This is a genomic window from Caulobacter sp. GW821-FHT10F06 (assembly GCF_058809215.1).
Genome location: NZ_JBXASK010000007.1, coordinates 112,345 through 131,045, shown reverse-complemented (window position 1 = coordinate 131,045; position 18,701 = coordinate 112,345). Strand labels below are relative to the sequence as shown.

The following is an 18,701-nucleotide window of genomic DNA, read 5'->3' as shown; positions in this document are numbered from 1 at the left end:
GTGTTGTCGTTTGACCGCTCGGAAAAGGAAGTCGCGTGTCCCAGGTTCCGCTCATAGCGATCATCGACGACGATGACTCGCTTCGCCGGGCTTTGATGGGTCTCGTCCGCTCGCTGGGTCACGACGTCGACGGCTTCGCCTCGGCGGATGCGTTCCTGGCGACCGGCGATCCCGATCGCTTTGGCTGCATCGTCACCGACATCCAGATGCCGGGGACCAGCGGGATCGAGCTCAAGCAACATCTGACCAAGGCGGGCTGCGCGGCGCCGGTCATCATGATCACCGCGCGGGGCGAGCCGACCTTGCAGGCCCGGGCCATGGAAAGCGGCGCCTACTGCTTTCTGAAGAAGCCTTTCCAGGCCGACGACCTGATCGCCTGCGTCGAGAAGGCGTTGCAACGATAGAAGGCGGACGAACGCGGTTCTCCGGTCGGGCGGGCCGGGTTAGGTTCGCCTTGAACGACTTCATCGGGGGACGAGTGGCGGACGCGGCGGACGATCTGGATCTGGTCCATGAGAGCGTCGTGGTGCGCGATCTCGACGGCGTGATCGTCGGCTGGAATCAGGCCGCCGCCGAGCTCTACGGCGTGGCCCGCGAGGACGCTCTGGGCCGGCTTCTCGACGATCTGCTGAAGACCGCGATCGAGACCGGCCTGCCGGCGGCCGACGCCGCGCTGCGGGCGAGCGGCGCCTGGGACGGTGAACTGGAACGCAGGACGGCCTCCGGCGAGCGGCTGCGGATCGAGGCCCGCTGGCGCCTGCGCGCGGCGTCCGCCGACCGGCCGGCCGTGGTGATCGAGACCGGGCGCGACGTCACCCGCCAGCGGCTGGCCGAGGCGGCGCTGGCCCGCGCCGACCATCGCTATCGCAACCTCTTCCAGGCCATGGCCGCCTCGTTCTGGGAGCTGGATTTCAAGGCCGTCGGCGGCATGGTCTACAAGCTGCGCAAATCGGGCGTCACCGATCTGGCCCAGTATTTCGCCGACAATCCCGACTTTGTGCGCGGCATGATGAAGGTCAGCCGGGTGATCGACGTCAACGACGAGACGGTCAAGCTGTTCGGCTTTCCGCGTGAGGCGTTCCCGGAATCGCTGGAGCCATTCTGGCCGGAAGCCTCGAACGGGATCTATGCCGCCAGCGTTGTGGCGGCCGTCAGCGGGGCGGCGAACTATTCGGCCGAGACCCGTTTTCGCCACGCCGACGGTCGCGAGTTCGACGCCCTGTTCACCGCCTGCTTCCCGCAGGAGTCGGTGGCTCAAGGCGCGCTGTTGATCGGGGTGATCGACATCTCGGCCCGCACTCAGGCGGAGGAGGCCTTGCGAAAAATGCAGGCCGACTTCGCCCATGCCGCGCGGGTGTCGATGCTGGGCGAGCTGACCGCCTCGATCGCCCACGAGGTCAACCAGCCGCTGGCGGCCATCGCCACCAACGGCGCGGCCGGCCTGCGTTGGCTGTCGCGTCCCGAGCCGGATCTGGCCGAAATCCGCGAGCTGACCGACGCGGTGGTGGCCGACGCGCGCCGGGCCGCCGAAATCATCTCGCGGGTGCGCGGCATGGCCGCCAAGCGCGCGCCCGAGCCCGAGGCCCTGTCGCTGAACGAGGTGATCGAGGGGGCGATGCTGTTCCTGCGCCACGAGCTTCAAGCCCAGGGCGCGACCCTGACCCTGGACCTGACGCCGGATCTGCCGACCGTGCTGGCCGATCGCACCCAGCTGCAGCAGGTGCTGGTCAATCTGGTGGTCAACGCAGCCCAGTCGATGGGGCAGGCGGGCAGTCCGCAGCGCGACATCTGGGTCTCCACCCGCCGGCTGGACGACGGGACCCTGGAGGCCTCGGTGCGCGACAGCGGGCCCGGCGTCGAGGGTGAGAACCTGGAGCGCCTGTTCCAGAGCTTTTTCACCACCAAGGAGAACGGCATGGGCATGGGCCTGCCGATCTGCCGTTCGATCATCGAGGCCCATGGCGGCCGCCTGGACGCGGCCAATGTCGTCGAACCGTCCGGAGCCCGCTTTTCCTTCACCCTGCCAGCGGCCTGACGCGCGGCCCTCCAGCGCTGTAGCTCGGCGCCGGGCGCCCGCTCCGGCGGCGTCTCCCAGAAATGCGGCCAAGGTCGGTTGCCATCGGTTGCGGATCACGCTTGGCTGGGCGAGGGGGCATGGATGGATCAAGACGACAACGCGCGACGCGCCTGGTTCCGGCGAGAGATCCTGCCGCTCGAGGCCGATCTGCTGGCCTATGCGCGGCGGTTCTGCCGCGACGGCGAGACCGATCCGGAGGATCTGGTCCACGACGCCTTCGCGCGCGCCATCGCCTACAAAGCCTGGCGCGAGGTGCTCAATCCCGGCGCCTTCGCGGCCCGCATCCTGCGCAACACCGCCCTGGACGCCCTGCGCCGCCGCAAGGTGCTGACCATCACCGCCGTCGCCGATTTCGAGCGGCTGGGCCTGGCCGACGAGGCGCCGACCCAGGAGGACATCGCCGTCGGTCGCGACGAGCTGCGTCAGCTGAACGAAGCGATCGAGGAACTGCCGGCCCAGTGTCGCAAGGTCTTCACCCTGCGAAAGGTCTATAATCTTTCGCCTCGGGAAATAGCGGAAAGGCTTGGACTATCCGTCTCCACTGTAGAGAAGCACCTCGTAAAGGGGTTGCGCTATTGTTCGGATAAACTAGGCCGGGGAGACGGTCGGGCGAGGAAGGTCGACGAAGGGCGTACATGGGTCGGGAAGCGGGATCACAACGCGAAGCGGTAAGGCTGGCCGCCGCCCAATGGGTGGTCCGGCTTGACGACGCCTCGTGTTCCGCCGCCGAACGCGCCGCCTTCGAGGCCTGGCGCGACCAGGGGCCCGAGCACGAAGCCGCCTATGAGCGCGAAGCCTATGCCTGGGAGCGGCTGAACCGCCTGCGGGCGATGTCGCCGCGCGCCGCCAGGCCCGATCCCGACCTGCTGGCTCCGCCGCGCGCGCCGGTCTTCACCTGGGGACCCGCCGCCTGGGCGCGCGCCGCCGCCGTGGTCGGCGCTGTGGGCGTGCTGTCGGTCGGCGTGATCTCGGCCACCGCCTCGACCGCCTACGCCACCGCGATCGGCGAGCGGCGCGTGATCGTGCTCAGCGACAACAGCCGCATCGAGTTGAACACCGACAGCAAGGTCGTGGTCCGCTATCGCAAGGGTGCGCGCGAGGTGCGGCTGGTGCGCGGCGAGGCCCTGTTCGCCGCCTCGCCGGACGCACGGCCCTTCATCGTCACCGCCGCCGGAACCCAGCTGGAAGCCACCAAGGCGGCCCAGGTCGCGGTGCGACTGAAGGGCGAGGTCGCGGCCGTGACGGTCACCAGCGGCGTCGTCGACGTCGACCTGAAGGCCTCGTCCAAGGACGCCCAGCAATCGGCGGGGGTGATGGCGGTCTATGGTTCGTCGACGGGCCGCATGCAGCGCGTCTCGACGGCCGAGATCGACCGGGCCCTGGCCTGGCGCCAGGGCGCCATCGCCCTGAACGGCCAGACGCTGGACCAGGCGGCGGCCGAGTTCAACCGCTACAACCGCCAGCACATCTCGGTCGACGATGCGTCGGTCTCGGGTCTGCGCCTGGCCGGCTACTTCCAGAGCACGGAGCCGGGCAGCTTCGTCAATGCGGTGACCGACGCCTTCCCGGTGCGGGCCAAGCGCGACGCCGAGGGCGTCATCCACCTGACCGCTCGCGACTGATCCCTCCGCCCCGCCTTCGGGGCCGCGTCGGCGGAGAAACAAATATTTCCGGCTTGAATGGCGGATCGCGCGCGATCGCCCGTCGGACAGGGAAAGGACGCCATGTCGAGGGGGCAGGGCGGATACGAGGGGCACTACCAAAGATGCGAGATTCCAACCGTCTCCGGACCGTCCGGCGGCTGCTGCTGACGTCGGCCGCCATTCTGTCGATCGCCGGTCCGGCGATGGCCCAGGCTGCCAGCCACAGCTTCAACATTCCCGCCCAGGACGCCGTCTCGGCCTTGCAGAGCTTCGCCAAGCAGTCGGGCAAGCAGGTCCTGTTCCCCTTCGAAGCCGCCTCGGGTCGCAAGACGCCGGCCGTGGTCGGTGACATCGCCGACAGCGACGCCCTGGCCCGCCTGATCTCGGCCGCCGGCCTGGAGATCGCTTCCGACAACGGCCAGACCATCACCCTGCGTCCGGCGGCCTCCCGCCCCCAGCCCCAAGCCGCGGCGGACGGCTCGAGCAATGACGAAGCCTCCGTCGTCGAAACCGTCGTGGTCGTCGGCTCGCAGATCGAAGGCGCTCGCACCACCGAAGCCCTGCCGGTGACCGTGGTCGGCGAGAACGAGATCATCGCCACCGGCGCCGTGTCGGGCGATGAGCTGTTCCGCGCCATCCCTCAGGCCGGCGACGTCCAGTTCCAGGAAGCCCGCACGACGGGCAACCTGAACGACGCGCGCGGCGACGTCTCGTCGCTGAACCTGCGCAGCCTGGGCACCGGCAACACCCTGGCCCTGCTGAACGGCCGTCGCGCCGTGCTGGCGCCGGGCAGCCAGACCGAGAACCTCGTGCCGGTCCAGACGGTCAACACCAACTCGTTCCCGGTCGCGGGCGTCAAGCGGGTGGAAGTCCTGCGCGACGGCGCCGCCGCCATCTATGGCACCGACGCCGTGGCGGGCGTGGTCAACACCGTGCTCGACACCCGCTTCCGCGGCCTGAAGGTCGAGACCCAGCTGGGCGGCTCGGAAGGCACGGGCTACCGCGAGGGCTCGTTCAACGTGAAGGCCGGCACGCGCCTGCAAGACGGCACGCGCCTGACCTTCTTCGGCAACTACACCGGCCGCAGCCGCCTGATGGCGACCGAGCGCGACTACGCCGCCAGCGAGGATCACCGCTCGCAAGTCGCCGACACGCCGTGGGCCGACAACACCACCTTCGACAGCCGCTCGACCTCCAGCCCCTGGGGTTCGTTCACCGTCATCCCGTCATCGACGGTGGTGCGTCAGGGCACGACGGCGCTGACCACATCGGGCGTCTTCCACGTCGAGCCGACCAGCAACACGGCCGCCGGCTGCTCCAGCACTGTGCTGAGCGGCAATCTCTGCCTGAAGTCGGGCGTGATCACCGGCACGGCCGACCGCGCGCTGCGCTATGACGAGAACCCCGACCGCACGCTGAAGGGCGGCGTCGAGCGCACCAACCTGTTCTCGACCGTCGAGCACGACTTCGGCGGCATCACGGCCTATGGCGAAGGCGGCTACTACCACGCCCTGTTCACCGGCAGCCGCGAGCAATCGGCTCCGCTGAGCACGGCCCCGATCAGCATCGCGGCCAACGCCTACTGGAACCCCTTCGGCCCGACCACCAGCCCCAACCGGCTGGCCGGCCTGACCGGCGTGCCCACCACGGGCCTGGCGCTGAACATCACCACCTACCGCCCGGTCGACACCGGTCCGCGCACCTACACCGTGACCGACGACAGCTACCGCCTGCTGGGCGGCTTGAAGGGCTCGTGGAATGGCTGGAAGTGGGATTCGGCCATGCTGTACTCGGCCGCCCGCACCAAGGACATGACCCACAATGCGATCAGCAACACGCTGTTCCAGCAGGCGGTGAACCGCACCGACGCGAGCGCCTACAACCCGTTCAACGGCGGCAGCCTGGACAACTATTCGGTCGGCGACGCCACCGGCAACGACAGCGCCACGATCAACTCGTTCCTGATCAACGTCTATCGGATCAGCAAGACCTCGCTGGCCCTGGCCGACTTCAAGGTCTCCAAGAAGGACCTGTTCAGCCTGCCCGGCGGCGACGTCGGCTTCGCGGGCGGCGTCGAGTGGCGTCGCGAGACCTACAAGGACGATCGCGACGACCGCCTGGACGGCACGATCAAGTACACCAACAGCGTCACCGGCGTGACCTACGGCACGGACGTCATGGGCGCCTCGGGCGCGGGCGACGTGAAGGGCGACCGCTCGATCGTCTCGGCCTTCTTCGAACTGGCCGTGCCGATCATCTCGCCCGAGATGAACATCCCGTTCGTCGAGGAAATCAGCCTGCAGATCGCCGCTCGCGACGAGGACTATTCCGACTTCGGCAACGTCCTGAAGCCCAAGGGCGCGATCTACTGGAAGGTCGGCCACGGCCTGGCGTTCCGCGGCTCGGTCTCGCAAAGCTTCCGCGCGCCGAACCTGCCGCAGTTCTACAGCGACGGCTCGACCGTCTCCAACAGCCGCATCGACTACGCCGCCTGCCGGATCAATGTCACCACCTGCTCGAGCGTCAGCACGATCGAGGTGCGCAGCGGCAACAAGAACCTGAAGCCGGAAGAGGCCGACAACGCCACGGTTGGCTTTGTCTACCAGCCGATGTTCATTCCGCCGCAGTTCGGAAAGCTGACCCTGACGACGGACTTCTGGTCGATCCGCGAGAAGAACGTCATCGGCATCCTGGGCGGCTACAACCAGATCGCCTATGACTACTATCTGCGTCTGCACGGCTCCTCGAACCCGAACGTCGTCCGGGACGCGCCGGTCGGCACGGCCACGGTCGGCGCCATCGCCTATGTCAACGACACCTATTCGAATCTGCAGCCGCGCATGGTCCAGGGCGTCGACTTCAGTGTCGACTACGACCTGGACGACACCGCCTGGGGCGATTTCGGCGTCTCGCTGAACGTGGCCAAGATGCTGAAGTACGACCAGTCGGCCAGCCCGATCGAAAGCTTGCTGCAGCAGGCCGTGGCGTCGGGCGAGCTGTCGGGCCTGTCGATCTCGTCGGCCGGCAACCAGATCAAGATGGACGGCTTCCCGGAGTTCCGCGGCACCGCCAGCTTCACCTGGCGCAAGGACGGCTGGGGCGCCGGCGCCTTTGTCAGCTATGTCGGCGAAGTCTACGACACCGGCCCGGCCCAGGTGGCCGGCCAGTACTTCCCGGTGTCGGACTGGACCACGGTCAGCCTCTACGGCCAGTACGCCTTCAAGGAAGGCCGCTTCGACGGCTCGACCGTCCGGGTGGGCGTGCGCAACATCGGCGACAAGGAGCCGCCGGTGACCTCGTCCAACTTCGGCTACCTCGGCGCGCTGCACAACGCGACCGGCCGCTACTGGTACCTGAACGCCAGCAAGAAGTTCTAGAGACGAGCCTTCTCAGCCCCGGCCGCGCGGTCTCCATGCGGTCGGTGAAGGCTTCAGCGGGACGACGACACCCCCCTCGTCGTCCCGCGCCCTTTCTTCTCCTCCGCAGACGAGGCCCGCGTGAAATCCTTCCGACTTTTCGCCCTGGGCCTCTCGGCCTTCGCCCTGGCGACCTCGGCGCTGGCGCCGACCAGCGGCTGGGCCCAGCGCAAGCAGCTGCTCGAATATCCCAGCATCCATTCGCCGGTGGTTGGCCAGAAGGGGATGGTGGTCAGCCAGAACGCCATCGCCACCCAAGTCGGAGTCGACATTCTGCGCCAGGGCGGCAACGCCGTGGACGCCGCGGTCGCCACCGCCTTCGCCCTGGCCGTGACCCTGCCGCGCGCCGGCAATATCGGCGGCGACGGCTTCATGATGGTCCACATGGCGGCGACCGATAAGACCGTCTTCATCGACTATCGCGGCATCGCCCCCAAGGCGGCCAAGCTGGAAGGCTTCGTCGACGACAAGGGCCAGGAGCTTGAGCTGGCCTCGGTCGGCTACAAGGCGCCCACCGTGCCGGGCACGGTCGCGGGCCTCTACCTGGCGCAGCGCACCTACGGCAAGCTGCCGTGGAAGGCCGTGGTCGAACCCGCCTTCCGCCTGGCGAGCGAGGGCGTCGCCCTGTCGCCGGACGAGGCCTTCGTGTTCAGCTGGGGCAAGGAGCGCCTGTCGACCAGCGAGGCCGGCAAGGCCGCTTTCTACAAGCCGGGCGGCGCGCTCTATGCGCCGGGCGAGGTGCTCAAGCAACCGGACCTGGCCTGGTCGCTGCGCCAGATCGCCGACCACGGCGCCGACGCCTTCTATCGTGGCGAGATCGCCAAGCGCTTCGCCGCCGACATGAAGGCCCATGGCGGCCTGATCACCGAGGAAGACCTGGCCGCCTACAAGGCCGTCGTCCGCGCGCCGCTGGAAGGCGACTATCGCGGGCTGAAGGTCCTGACCTCGCCGCCCGCCAGCGCCGGCGGCGCGACCCTGATCGAGATGCTCAACATCCTCGAACCGTTCGACCTGAAGGCCTCGGGCCCCGGTTCGGCCAAGTCGCTGCACATCATGGCCGAGGCCATGAAGCTGGGCTATGCCGACCGCTACAAGTATCTGGGCGACACCGACTTCGTGAAGGTTCCGCTGAACGGCTTCACCTCGAAGGCCTACGGGATCGAGCGGGCCAAGCTCATCGATCCCGATCACGCCAAGCCGGCCAAGGCGCTGGGGGCGGGCGATCCGTGGGCGTTCGAGAGCCCCAACACGACGCACTTTTCGGTCGCCGACGCCGAGGGCAATGCGGTCAGCAACACCTTCACCCTGGGCGCCGACTTCGGCTCGGGCGTGATGGTGGCCGGCGCGGGCTTCGTGCTGAACAACCAGATGAACAATTACGCCCACGAGGCCGCGTGGCGGGCCAGGCAGTCGGGCCGGCCGTTGCCGCCCAACGCGCTGGAGCCGGGCAAGCGCGTCCTCTCCACCATGATGCCGACCATGATCTTCAAGGACGGCAAGCTCTGGCTGATCACCGGCACGCCGGGCGGCAGCACGATCATCGACACCGTGCTGCAGGTCATCGTCAATGTGGTCGACTTCAAGCTCAACGTGGCCGAGGCCACCCATCAGCCGCGCATCTTCCAGGCGGCGACCGACGGCCTGGAGGTCGAGCCCAACTTCAATCCCGACACGGTCGCGGCGCTGAAGGCCATGGGCCACCCGATCAAGTCGGACGAGACCATGGGCAGCGCCCAGTCGATCATGATCGAGAAGGGCCTGTTCCTGGGCGGAGCCGATCCGCGCCGGCCGGGCGCGGCGGCGATCGCGCCGTAGCGGACGTGAAAAGGGCGGCCGACCAATGGTCCGCCGCCCTTTGTCTTTAGGCCTTGATGAAGGCCAGCAGGTCGGGGTTCACGACCTCCGGATGGGTCGTGCACATGCCGTGGGGCAGGCCGGGATAGGTTTTCAGCGTGCCCCTCTTCAGCAGCTTGATGCCGATCAAGGCGCTGTCGGCGATCGGGACGATCTGGTCGTCCTCGCCGTGCATCAGGAACACCGGGACGTCGATCTTCTTCAGATCGTCGGTGAAGTCGGTTTCCGAGAAGGCCTTGATGCAATCGTAGTGGGCCTTGGCGCCGCCGGCCATGCCCTGGCGCCACCAGTTGTCGACCACGGCCGGCGAGACCTTCGCGCCGGGACGGTTGAAGCCGTAGAAGGGGCCGGCCGCGACGTCGTGATAGAACTGGGCGCGGTTGGCGACCAGGGCGGCGCGGAAGCCGTCGAACACCTCGATGGGCAGGCCGCCGGGGTTCTTGTCCGACTTGACCATGACGGGCGGCACCGCGCCGATCAGCACGGCCTTGGCGACCCGGCCCGGCTTGGCGCGGGCCACGTAGTGGGCGACTTCGCCGCCGCCGGTGGAGTGGCCGACATGGACGGCGTTCTTAAGGTCCAGATGATCGGTCAGGGCCGCGACATCGGCGGCGTAGGTGTCCATCTCGTTGCCGACGTCGGTCTGGCTGGACCGGCCGTGACCGCGACGGTCATGGGCGATGACCCGGAAGCCTTGGCCCAGGAAGAACATCATCTGCGCGTCCCAGTCGTCGGCCGACAGTGGCCAGCCGTGGTGGAACACGATGGGCTGGGCGGTCTTGGGGCCCCAGTCCTTGTAGTAGATCTGCGTGCCATCCTTGGTGGTGATGAAGCCGCTGCTCATGGTCTTGCTGTCTGCGATCTGGCCCGGGTGGGCGGTTGACTTGGCGGGCGCCTGGGCCGACGCCGACGAGGCGGCAACGGACAGGGCGGACAGAGCCATGGCCCCGGCCAGGACATCGCGTCGCGCCAGGCCGTTGGACTGTGGCGCGTGAAGATCGGTCTTGGTCATGGGGTCATCCTCCGAACGTCGCCCTATCGCGACACCCGGGGACACCATGCGTTCGGGACCGTCCGTTCTATTGAACGTCCCGAGCATTTTTGGTGCGATCCTGTCGTCGCGGAGACGACCGCCGGACCCTATTTGGGGACAACCCGCAGCAGCTTGCCGTCGTCGTCGTCGGTCAGCAGCCAGACGGCCCCGTCGGGACCCACGCGGACGTCGCGGATGCGCTGGCCGATCTCGGTGAACAGGCGCTCCTCGCCGACCACCTTGTCGCCGTCCAGCGTCAGCCGGGCCACGTGCTGCTCCTTCAGCGAGCCGACCAGCAGGCTGCCCTTCCAGGCCGGAAACAGGCTCGCGTCATAAAAGGCCATGCCCGAGGGCGCGATCACCGGATCCCAGTAATAGACCGGCTGCTCCATGCCCTCCTTGGCGGTGATCCCGTCGCCGATCGGCTTGCCGGAATATTCCTCGCCATAGGTGATGGTCGGCCAGCCATAGTCCTTGCCGGCCTGCGGGTGGTTCAGCTCGTCGCCGCCCTTGGCGCCGTGCTCGACGGTCCATAGCTGGCCGGTGGCCGGGTTGATCGCGGCGGCCTGCAGGTTGCGGTGGCCGTACGACCAGATCTCGGGCTTCACGCCGGCCTTGCCGACGAAAGGGTTGTCGGCGGGGATCGACCCGTCGGGCTTGATGCGGATCACCTTGCCCAGCGTGCCGTCCAGGCGCTGGGCCTGCATGCGGCCCTCGAGGATCGACCGCTCGCCGGTGGTGATGAACAGGGCGCCGTCCTTGGCGAAGACGATGCGGCCGCCAAAGTGCAGGGTGGAGTCCAGCTTCGGCGCCTGGCGCCAGATCACCTGGGCGTCCTGGACGCGGGGGGAGGGGCCCACGACCAGCCGGCCGCGCGCGGCGGCCGTGCCGTTGCCGCCGTCGCCGGCCTCGGCGAAGGTCCAGTAGATCAGGCCGGTCTTGGCGAAGTTGGGATCCACCGCGATCCCCAGCAGCCCGCCCTGGCCGCGCGCGTCGATGGCCGGCAGGCCGGCGGCGGCCTCCGACACCTTGCCGTCCTTGCCGATGATCCGCAGCCGTCCAGCGCGCTCGGTCACCAGCTGGCTGCCGTCGGGCAGGAAGGCCAGGCCCCAGGGATGGTCCAGGCCCGAGGCGATGGTCTCGACCTTGTAGGCCACGCCGGCGGCCTTCAGCGGCGCGCGGGTCTGGCCGGCGAAGGCCGGCTTCTGGTCGGGCCCGTTGGCCGGACGGGTCTCGACCGGTCCGGTCTGCTGGGCCTGGGCCGAGGGATCGGGGCCGCAGGCGCTGATGACCAGGGCGAGGGCGGCGGCGGAGAGGAGTTGGGTGCGCATGGGCGGGACCTTAGACCAGCCCGCCCGCAACGTAAGGGGGCATCGCACGACGCCGTCGCGGTTCGTCTAAGCCCGGAGCTCCTCCGCGCGCGGTGAAGCTTTGACGGTCATCTGGGTGATGACACCTCCCAGGGTGGCGGATATGGAAGAGGCTGGGGCGTGGCGATGAGACGGCTCGGCGACAGGAGTCTGGACGGTTATGTGGCGTAAATTTCTCGGGGCGATCACGACGTCGCGTCCCGCGGCCAAGGCGGCCGAGGCTCCGGTCGCGCCCGCGGTGTCGTTCCAGGTCTTCCCGCCCGAGGGGCCGCGCGCCGGTCTGATCACCGTCTACGTCACCCTGTCCGCGCCGACGCTGGACGCCGCCGACCTGGTGCTGAAGCGCAAGGCGGGCGAGGCGCTCTATCGCCGCCGCGTGGCCCTGACGCCCGACAACCAGCAGTCCTGGCTGGCTCTGCACGGCCACCTGCTGGGCGACGGCCCGCACGACTTCACGCTGGAACTGCAAGGCCTCGACGGCGAGGTTCTGGCCCGCCACGACGTTCGGCTGATCGCCCGCAATCGCGGCCAACTGGCCGACGCGGTCACCGCCAACCTGCGCGCCGCCAAGACGCCTCTGGTGATCGACGAGTGCGGCAGCGCGCTCTACGACTATGCCGACGCCAGCCTGGCGCCCTGGTTCGATCGCGGCCCCGAGCACGCCGAGGCTCACATCCGCGCCCTGCAGGACAAGGGAACCCTGGACGGCGACGAGGCCGACGCCCTGCGCCATTTCGTCGAGCGCGGCTTCCTGATCCTGCCCGACCTGCTGGACGGCGCCGAGCTGACCGCCCTGAACGCGGCGATGGACGACGCCGTCGCCACCCAGCACGAGGGCTATGTCTGGGGGACCAGCCAGCGCCTGCATAACCTGCACCAGGTCTATCCCGCCGTGCGCGGCCTGTGGCTGCATCCCAAGGTGCTGAAGATGCTCGACATCATCTTCGGCGCGCCGGCCCGGCCGTGCCAGTCGCTGAGCTATGTCTTCGGCTCGCAGCAGGACCATCACCAGGACACCATCCACCTGACCCCGTTCCCGGCCGGCTACATGTGCGGCGTCTGGACCGCGCTGGAGGACGTCCAGCCGTCGTCGGGCGAGCTGGTGGTCTATCCGGGCAGCCACCGTCTGCAGCGCGTCTATCGCCAGACCGTGGGCCTGGACCCGGTGGGAACCGACTGGACCGACTTCGGCGACAAGGTCGTGCCGCGCTGGCGCGACATGCTGGCCGAGGGCGGCTTCCAGCTGGAAACGTACCGGCCCAAGGCCGGCACGGTGCTGATCTGGCACGAGAACCTGATGCATGCCGGCTCCATGCGCGAGGACCTGTCGATCTCCCGCAAGTCTATCGTCTGCCACTACTTCGCCGAGGGCGTGGTCGGCTATTACGACTCCAGCGCCAGCCCCGGCTCGATGCAGCTGGACGAGCGCGAGCCCGAGGCGGTGGTTTAGCCCTTTCGGGGCGCGTGGTTTCGCGGCCTCGCGCTTGCGCTGCGAGGGTGGTGGAAAGGGTCGCGGAGCGTCCGGACGACGTCCGGATGTGAGTTTGATAAGTACCGTTTCGACGAAGCCGTCCGCTCCGCGTGACCGTTTTCCCTCTGGCCGGGGCGCGCAGGCCTGTTCAGCCTTTTGCCCCACCCGGGCTAGTCCTCCTCGCGACGGACCCAGCCCTGGGGCTGCAAGCCACGCCGATTCCGGAGGGACCCGGAGCGGACCTTCGGACGGGCGGAGGTCTTCAGCGAGACCTCCGATAGGCGGGTTTGCGTCCCCCGCCCTCAACGCCGACCGGCCCCGCTCGCGCGACTCCGACCGACCCCGCTCGATCACCCCTCGTCGCCGCAACGGTCGCTGGCCATGCGCCCTTTCCTCGCGACGAGGTGAGTAGAGAATACGGGAGGGTTGGGCGCGTTGGATAAGACGGCGCTTCTGCCCCTTCTCCCCTTGCGGGAGAAGGTGTCGGCCCCGGCGAAGGCCGGGGCTGACGGATGAGGGGTCGCACCGGCCTCAAAGCCTTGCCCGCAACGCCGCGCGCCCATCCGGGTAGGTCTGTCGACCCCTCATCCGGCGCTGCGCGCCACCTTCTCCCGCAAGGGGAGAAGGGACAGCTCTATCCTTCGATCGTTACGATCCCGATCCCCGCGCCAGCGAAGTCTCCCGGCGGCGAAAACTTGTCTCGAAACCCTACGAGTACGCCTCGTTCGTATTCATGCCCTGTTGGCGCGGTCTTCGCGCTCAAATCTGGTCTCCAAGAAGTACTTGGCCAGCTTGCTAAGCGGCTTTTCCACTAGCAACCATACCAACCAGGCAACGACACCGGCGCCGACGACTGCCGCCACAAACGCAGCGACGCGAATTCCGACGCTGTCAGGACGCACAATGCGGAAGATGACCTTGGAAAAGATCTGGTAGGCAAAAAAGTGGGTCAGATAGAGCGAGTAGCTCGTCGCTCCTTGCAGCAGCACCCATTTGTTTTCCAGCCGCCAACCTCTGGCCTCGATAGCTACGGCGGCGGCAATCAGCAGCGCTGAAGGGATTCCCCAGACCAGAATTTCCGGTCCGTCGGGAAAGACAAACTCCGAAGCGGTTAGAGCTACAAGCGCCGCAAAAGCCACTGAAACCGCGAGCAGTTTTGACGTCTGATTGAAGGCCTCGGCGCGCGCGGCAACCGCGATCCATGCGCCGATCACGAACTCAAGCATGATTGGGTCGGTGTAGAATTTCGGGATCACCGCCGTCGGTCGAAAGATCAGACCCAGGATCACTAGCACACCGAATACGCAGGTAATGATCAGCGTTCGCCTGAGCTCTGACCTGATCAATAGAGCGATAGCGAATACGGTGTAGAAGAACATTTCGTAGTTAAGGGTCCATCCTAGGAAGAGGACGGGCTTCACAAGCCCACCCGGATTCATGAATGGGACAAAAAGAAGCGATTTGACCAGATCAATCGGCGCTGTCGCGCTGCTCTTGAAGAGCTGGGGTAAAGCGATGGATGCCGCGAAGACCGCGACCGTCATGAGCCAATAGAGTGGTATAATTCGAGCCAAGCGGTGGCGGAAAAAAAGCCATCCCTTTTGCACGTACTTCGGCGCGGTGTAGGCCATCACGAAGCCGCTGATGACGAAGAAAATGTCGACGCCCCAAGACCCGAAGTGAAACTTGGGCTCGCCGAACAGCAACACCTGGCAATGGAAAATGACAACGGCGTAGGCGGCCAGCGCCCGAAGGCCTTGGACATTGTTTACCACTCGCCCCTCCGTCGATCCGTCTGTTCGGTCCATCTCCCAGTAGAGCAGCGCTTGTCGTCGCGAAAGTCATTCGTTGCTTCCGTCGTGCCGGGGAACGATGGAGCTCGTTGTCTGATCGCAAAAATTCCCGAAGCCGGGCAATGTGTGTTGCTGGTTGCTCGCCTCGGGATGCCGTCCGATAGTCGTCAGCTCGCCGTTCAAGCAGCGCTTCTCGACCTCGGAAATGTCAGTGTTTTCGGAAGGTTTGGCGTCGAGCTCTCGCCAAAATGCACCTGAGCTTCTCTGGCGATGCGCCGTATTGTGCATGGCGGGCCGCGCTCTAGGAAGAGCAACAGCCAGGCGAAGCTTGAGAACTCTAAGTAGTTGATTTTCTGCTATCCTTCGTGATCCTAAATCTCAAAGGAAAGGGTGCGTGGCGGTGAGAGAGGGATTCGAACCCTCGATAGAGTTTCCCCTATACACGCGTTCCAGGCGTGCGCCTTCAACCACTCGGCCACCTCACCATGCGCACTCGGATGCGGAAGGCGGTTGAGACCCCCGACGCAGGAAGGGGCGCAATATACTCAGGCGCGGCCCGGTAGCAAGCGGCCATACGGGGTGAAACGCGCGCCAAGGCGAACTATATGTGGAGCCAACTCATCGCCGAGGCCACATCATGCTGTTCGCCAAGAAATCCCTGGACCTGCCGACCGCCGACAGCGCCCTACCGGGCCGCGAGGCGCCGATCCCGACCGCCGAAACCCACTTCGTTAACGGCCATCCGCTGAAGGGGCCCTATCCCGACGGCCTGGAGACCGCGATCTTCGCCATGGGCTGCTTCTGGGGCGTCGAGCGCATCTTCTGGAAGGTCCCGGGCGTCTATGTCACCGCCGCCGGCTACGCGGCGGGCGTCACGCCCAACCCGACCTATCAGGAGGTGTGCTCGGGCCAGACCGGCCACACCGAGGTGGTGCTGGTGGTGTTCGATCCCAAGCAGGTCAGCTACGCGACCCTGCTCAAGACCTTCTGGGAGAACCACGACCCCACCCAGGGCATGCGCCAGGGCAACGACATCGGCACCCAGTACCGCTCGGGGATCTATGTCACGAACGACGCCCAGGCCGCCGAGGCCGTGGCCTCGAAGGAAGCCTACCAGCAGGCGCTGTCGGCCAAGGGCCTGGGAACGATCACCAGCGAGATCGCCGCCGCCGGTCCGTTCTACTTCGCCGAGGACTATCACCAGCAGTACCTGGCCAAGAACCCGGGCGGCTATTGCGGCATTGGCGGCACGGGCGTGACCTGCCCCATCGGTGTGGGCGTCGAGGCGTGACGCCAGCCGCGTTCGACAAGGCGTGCCGGGCTCTGCCCGGCGCGACCATGGACGTCCAGTGGGGCTCCGACCAGGTCTACAAGGTCGGCGGCAAGATGTTCGCGGTGATGGGCGAGAACGGCCAGGACGGGGTGTCGTTCAAGGTCTCGGACATCGCCTTCGAGGCGCTGACCGAGTCGGGGCCAGGCATTCCCGCACCCTATCTGGCGCGCGCCAAGTGGGTGAAGTTCGAGGACCTCTCGGCCCTCGACGCCGACGAGACGACCGACTGGCTCAAGAACGCCCATGCGCTGATCGCGGGCAAGCTGACCAAGAAGGCGCGGGCTGAATTGGGGCTGGGCTAACCCTTCCTGTCATCCCGGGCGAAGCGTAGCGCAGACCCGGGACCCCGGCATGCGCCCGCGCTTCCGGCGGTCCCGGCTCGGCGCGCTGCGCGCTTGGCCGGGATGACAGATTAAAGCGTGTCCACCGGCGGCTGCAGCGACTTGTTGTGGTTCAGGTGCGGGCCGTGGGCCACCGGGGTGCGTTCCAGGATCTGGCGCACCTTGCGCACGGCGGCCGAGGCGCGGCTGCGGCGCTGGCGCCAGACCAGCAGGACCAGAGCGCCCAGGGTGGCGGTCATGAAGGCCCAGGGACCCAGCAGCCAGGCCGCCGCGGCCAGGGCGAAATAATAGCCGCGCACCCCGGCGTTGAAGGCCGACAGGGCGGGGTTGAGGATGCCGCCGGCGGCCTCGGCGTATTCCGCGAGCACGGCGGGCGGGGCCCACATCGGCGTCGCGCCGATGGCGGCCAGGCAGTAGTTCATCTGGCGGATCGACCAGATGAAGTCGAGCAGGCCGCGCGCCAGGGCCACCAGCACCATGCCCAGCTTGACCTGGAACATCAGCTCCGAGGCCGGGGCCAGCACGGCCAGGCCCTCGATGCTCTTCCAGGCGCTGTCGCCGCCGAAGAGAACGCCGGCCGCCGCCGCGATCAGGATCAGGTTGGACGAGGCGAAGAAGCTGGCCGAGTTGATGGCGTGGCCCAGCAACTGGCCGTCCAGCAGGGCGATCTCGCGCACCGCCATCTCCTGCATCCACCGACGCCGGATCACGGTCATGTCGGTGTTGATCAGGTTCGAGCCTTCGCCCAGGCGCTTGAGCAGCGGTTCATAGAACAGCCAGGCGAAGGCGAAGAGGGCGAGGGCGAGGATGTCGACGATCGGCATGGTCACAGCTTAAGGCGGATTCGCGTTCTTGGGGCGTCAGTCTTCCACGATCCGGCTGTGCTTGCCGGTGTCCTTCAGCAGGATCGAGCACAGCAGGCCCAGCGACATCACGCCAGCGACGTAGATATAGAAGTTGCTCTCCATGCCGGCCTTCTTGAACGCCAGGGCCGCCATCTCGGCGGTGCCGCCGAACAGGACATTGGCCAGGGCGTAGGGCAGGGCCACGCCCAGGGCGCGGACATGGGCGGGGAAGAGCTCGGCCTTCACGACGGCGCTGATCGAGGTGTAGGCCGACTGGAAGGTGATCCCGACCAGGATCAGCAGCAGGGCCGTGGTGGTCGAGGTCGTGTTGGCGATGCCGGTCATGATCGGCCAGATGGTCAGGACGCCGCCGCCGAAGGCGATCAGCAGCATGGTCTTGCGGCCCAGCTTGTCCGACAGCCAGCCGGCCACCGGCTGCAGCAGCATGAAGGCGATCAGGCTCAGCGCGCTGATCTCCGAGGCCACGCCCTTGGTGAAGCCGGCCGTGTTGACCAGGAACTTCTGCATGTAGGTGGTGTAGACATAGAAGGTCAGCGAGCCGCCGGCGGTCAGACCCATGATCAGCAGGCTCTCGCGCGGGTGCAGGCGCACCAGCGGCACGATCAGCGACACGAAGAAGGCCAGCAGGAAGATCGCCCCGGCGATCTGGGCGAACTTCGCGTGCTCGCCCGGCATGACGCCGGCCACGCCCGCGGCGATGGTCAGCAGCAGGAACAGCCCGGCCCAGGCCGCCTGGGTCTTGGACAGGGTCTCGCCCGTCTGGGTCTTGGACTGGAACGAGATGCTCTCGTCCAGGCCCCGGCGGATCCAGAACACCACCACGGCCAGCAGGGCGCCGATGGCGAACGGCACGCGCCAGCCCCAGTCGCTCAGGGCCGTGTCGGACAGGGTGCGCTGCAGGACGATCAGCACGCCCAGGGCCAGCAGCTGGCCGGCGATCAGCGTCACATAGTGGAAGGACGACCAGAAACCGCGCCGCGAACGACCGGCCATCTCGGACATGTAGGTGGCGCTGGCGCCGTACTCTCCGCCCACCGACAGGCCTTGCAGCACGCGGGCCAGCAGCAGGATGGCCGGAGCCCACAGGCCGATGGCCTTGTAGCCGGGGGTGATGGCGATGATCAGGGCGCCGCCGCACATCAGCGCGACCGAGGCCGACAGGGCCGCGCGGCGGCCGGCGTGGTCGGCGTACATGCCCATCAGCCAGGCGCCGATCGGGCGGGCCACGAAGCCCAGGAAGAACACCGCCGCCGCCTGAAGCAGCTGCACGGTCTGGTCGCCCTTGGGAAAGAACTGCGGCGCAAAATAGAGGGTGAAGGCGGCGTAGGCGAACCAGTCGTACCACTCGACCAGGTTGCCGGCCGAACCGCCCAATATGGCCTTGGCCCGGGCGATCGACGTCAGTTGGGGCGGGCTCGCCGCCGCGTCGCTGGTCATTCCGTCGTCCCCGCCATGTCCCTTGGGCGCGCACCTTAGGCGAACGGGGTTCGACGGCAAGCCTCGC

At 67.4% G+C, this 18,701-nt stretch carries 14 protein-coding genes and 1 tRNA gene; 9 read left to right on the top strand and 6 right to left on the bottom strand.

Annotation, left to right across the window (positions count from 1 at the left end; genetic code table 11):
• Positions 1 to 35 precede the first annotated feature (35 nt).
• From AC1RUS_RS16650 to ggt, 6 genes are all read left to right on the top strand, one after another.
• The gene (locus tag AC1RUS_RS16650) at positions 36 to 404 is read left to right on the top strand and encodes a response regulator transcription factor (protein WP_492917705.1); all 369 of its coding nucleotides are present in this window, start codon (positions 36 to 38) and stop codon (positions 402 to 404) included.
• 50 nt (positions 405 to 454) lie between these two features.
• Positions 455 to 2,035: a PAS domain-containing sensor histidine kinase gene (locus AC1RUS_RS16645; protein ID WP_492917703.1), complete on the top strand. Its 1,581-nt coding sequence runs from the start codon at positions 455 to 457 to the stop codon at positions 2,033 to 2,035.
• Positions 2,036 to 2,158: 123 nt separating this feature from the next.
• Positions 2,159 to 2,749, top strand: a complete 591-nt coding sequence (locus AC1RUS_RS16640; RefSeq protein ID WP_492917701.1) for an RNA polymerase sigma factor — start codon at positions 2,159 to 2,161, stop codon at positions 2,747 to 2,749.
• On the top strand, positions 2,713 to 3,699 hold the full coding sequence (locus AC1RUS_RS16635) for a FecR family protein (RefSeq protein ID WP_492917700.1): 987 nt from the start codon (positions 2,713 to 2,715) through the stop codon (positions 3,697 to 3,699). The genes AC1RUS_RS16640 and AC1RUS_RS16635 overlap by 37 nt, the downstream gene beginning before the upstream one ends.
• A 143-nt stretch (positions 3,700 to 3,842) precedes the next feature.
• Positions 3,843 to 7,097, top strand: coding sequence for a TonB-dependent receptor (locus tag AC1RUS_RS16630; protein ID WP_492917699.1), 3,255 nt, complete (start codon positions 3,843 to 3,845; stop codon positions 7,095 to 7,097).
• A gap of 120 nt (positions 7,098 to 7,217) precedes the next feature.
• Positions 7,218 to 8,951, top strand: coding sequence for a gamma-glutamyltransferase (gene ggt, locus AC1RUS_RS16625; RefSeq protein WP_492917698.1), 1,734 nt, complete (start codon positions 7,218 to 7,220; stop codon positions 8,949 to 8,951).
• A 46-nt stretch (positions 8,952 to 8,997) separates the two neighbouring features.
• On the opposite strand, the gene AC1RUS_RS16620 is transcribed toward ggt, so the two are convergent.
• Complete coding sequence (locus AC1RUS_RS16620; protein ID WP_492917864.1) at positions 8,998 to 9,834, bottom strand: alpha/beta fold hydrolase; 837 nt, start codon at positions 9,832 to 9,834, stop codon at positions 8,998 to 9,000.
• A gap of 296 nt (positions 9,835 to 10,130) precedes the next feature.
• Positions 10,131 to 11,354: a PQQ-dependent sugar dehydrogenase gene (locus AC1RUS_RS16615; protein WP_492917697.1), complete on the bottom strand. Its 1,224-nt coding sequence runs from the start codon at positions 11,352 to 11,354 to the stop codon at positions 10,131 to 10,133.
• Positions 11,355 to 11,553: 199 nt separating this feature from the next.
• On the opposite strand from AC1RUS_RS16615, the gene AC1RUS_RS16610 reads away from it, so the two are divergent.
• Entirely contained in the window at positions 11,554 to 12,843 is a 1,290-nt protein-coding gene (locus AC1RUS_RS16610; RefSeq protein ID WP_492917696.1) for a phytanoyl-CoA dioxygenase family protein, read from the top strand.
• Between the two features lie 752 nt (positions 12,844 to 13,595).
• On the opposite strand, the gene AC1RUS_RS16605 is transcribed toward AC1RUS_RS16610, so the two are convergent.
• Both AC1RUS_RS16605 and AC1RUS_RS16600 read right to left on the bottom strand, forming a co-directional pair.
• The gene (locus AC1RUS_RS16605; protein ID WP_492917695.1) at positions 13,596 to 14,639 is read right to left on the bottom strand and encodes an acyltransferase family protein; all 1,044 of its coding nucleotides are present in this window, start codon (positions 14,637 to 14,639) and stop codon (positions 13,596 to 13,598) included.
• Between the two features lie 413 nt (positions 14,640 to 15,052).
• Positions 15,053 to 15,142: transfer RNA gene (locus AC1RUS_RS16600), tRNA-Ser, on the bottom strand.
• Between the two features lie 152 nt (positions 15,143 to 15,294).
• Between AC1RUS_RS16600 and msrA the strand changes: the two genes are divergently transcribed.
• Together msrA and AC1RUS_RS16590 are read left to right on the top strand one after the other, a co-directional pair.
• Positions 15,295 to 15,948 carry a peptide-methionine (S)-S-oxide reductase MsrA gene (gene msrA / locus AC1RUS_RS16595; RefSeq protein ID WP_492917694.1) on the top strand — a complete coding sequence of 218 codons (654 nt, stop codon included), beginning with the start codon at positions 15,295 to 15,297 and terminating at the stop codon, positions 15,946 to 15,948.
• Positions 15,945 to 16,292, top strand: coding sequence for an MmcQ/YjbR family DNA-binding protein (locus AC1RUS_RS16590; protein ID WP_492917693.1), 348 nt, complete (start codon positions 15,945 to 15,947; stop codon positions 16,290 to 16,292). The genes msrA and AC1RUS_RS16590 overlap by 4 nt, the downstream gene beginning before the upstream one ends.
• Before the next feature lie 110 nt (positions 16,293 to 16,402).
• Here AC1RUS_RS16590 and AC1RUS_RS16585 read toward each other — a convergent pair whose 3' ends face one another.
• Both AC1RUS_RS16585 and AC1RUS_RS16580 read right to left on the bottom strand, forming a co-directional pair.
• On the bottom strand, positions 16,403 to 17,155 hold the full coding sequence (locus tag AC1RUS_RS16585) for a DUF599 domain-containing protein (RefSeq protein ID WP_492917692.1): 753 nt from the start codon (positions 17,153 to 17,155) through the stop codon (positions 16,403 to 16,405).
• A gap of 36 nt (positions 17,156 to 17,191) precedes the next feature.
• Positions 17,192 to 18,634 (bottom strand): MFS transporter, encoded by a 1,443-nt coding sequence (locus tag AC1RUS_RS16580; RefSeq protein ID WP_492917691.1) that lies wholly within the window; start codon positions 18,632 to 18,634, stop codon positions 17,192 to 17,194.
• Between the last annotated feature and the right edge of the window lie 67 nt (positions 18,635 to 18,701).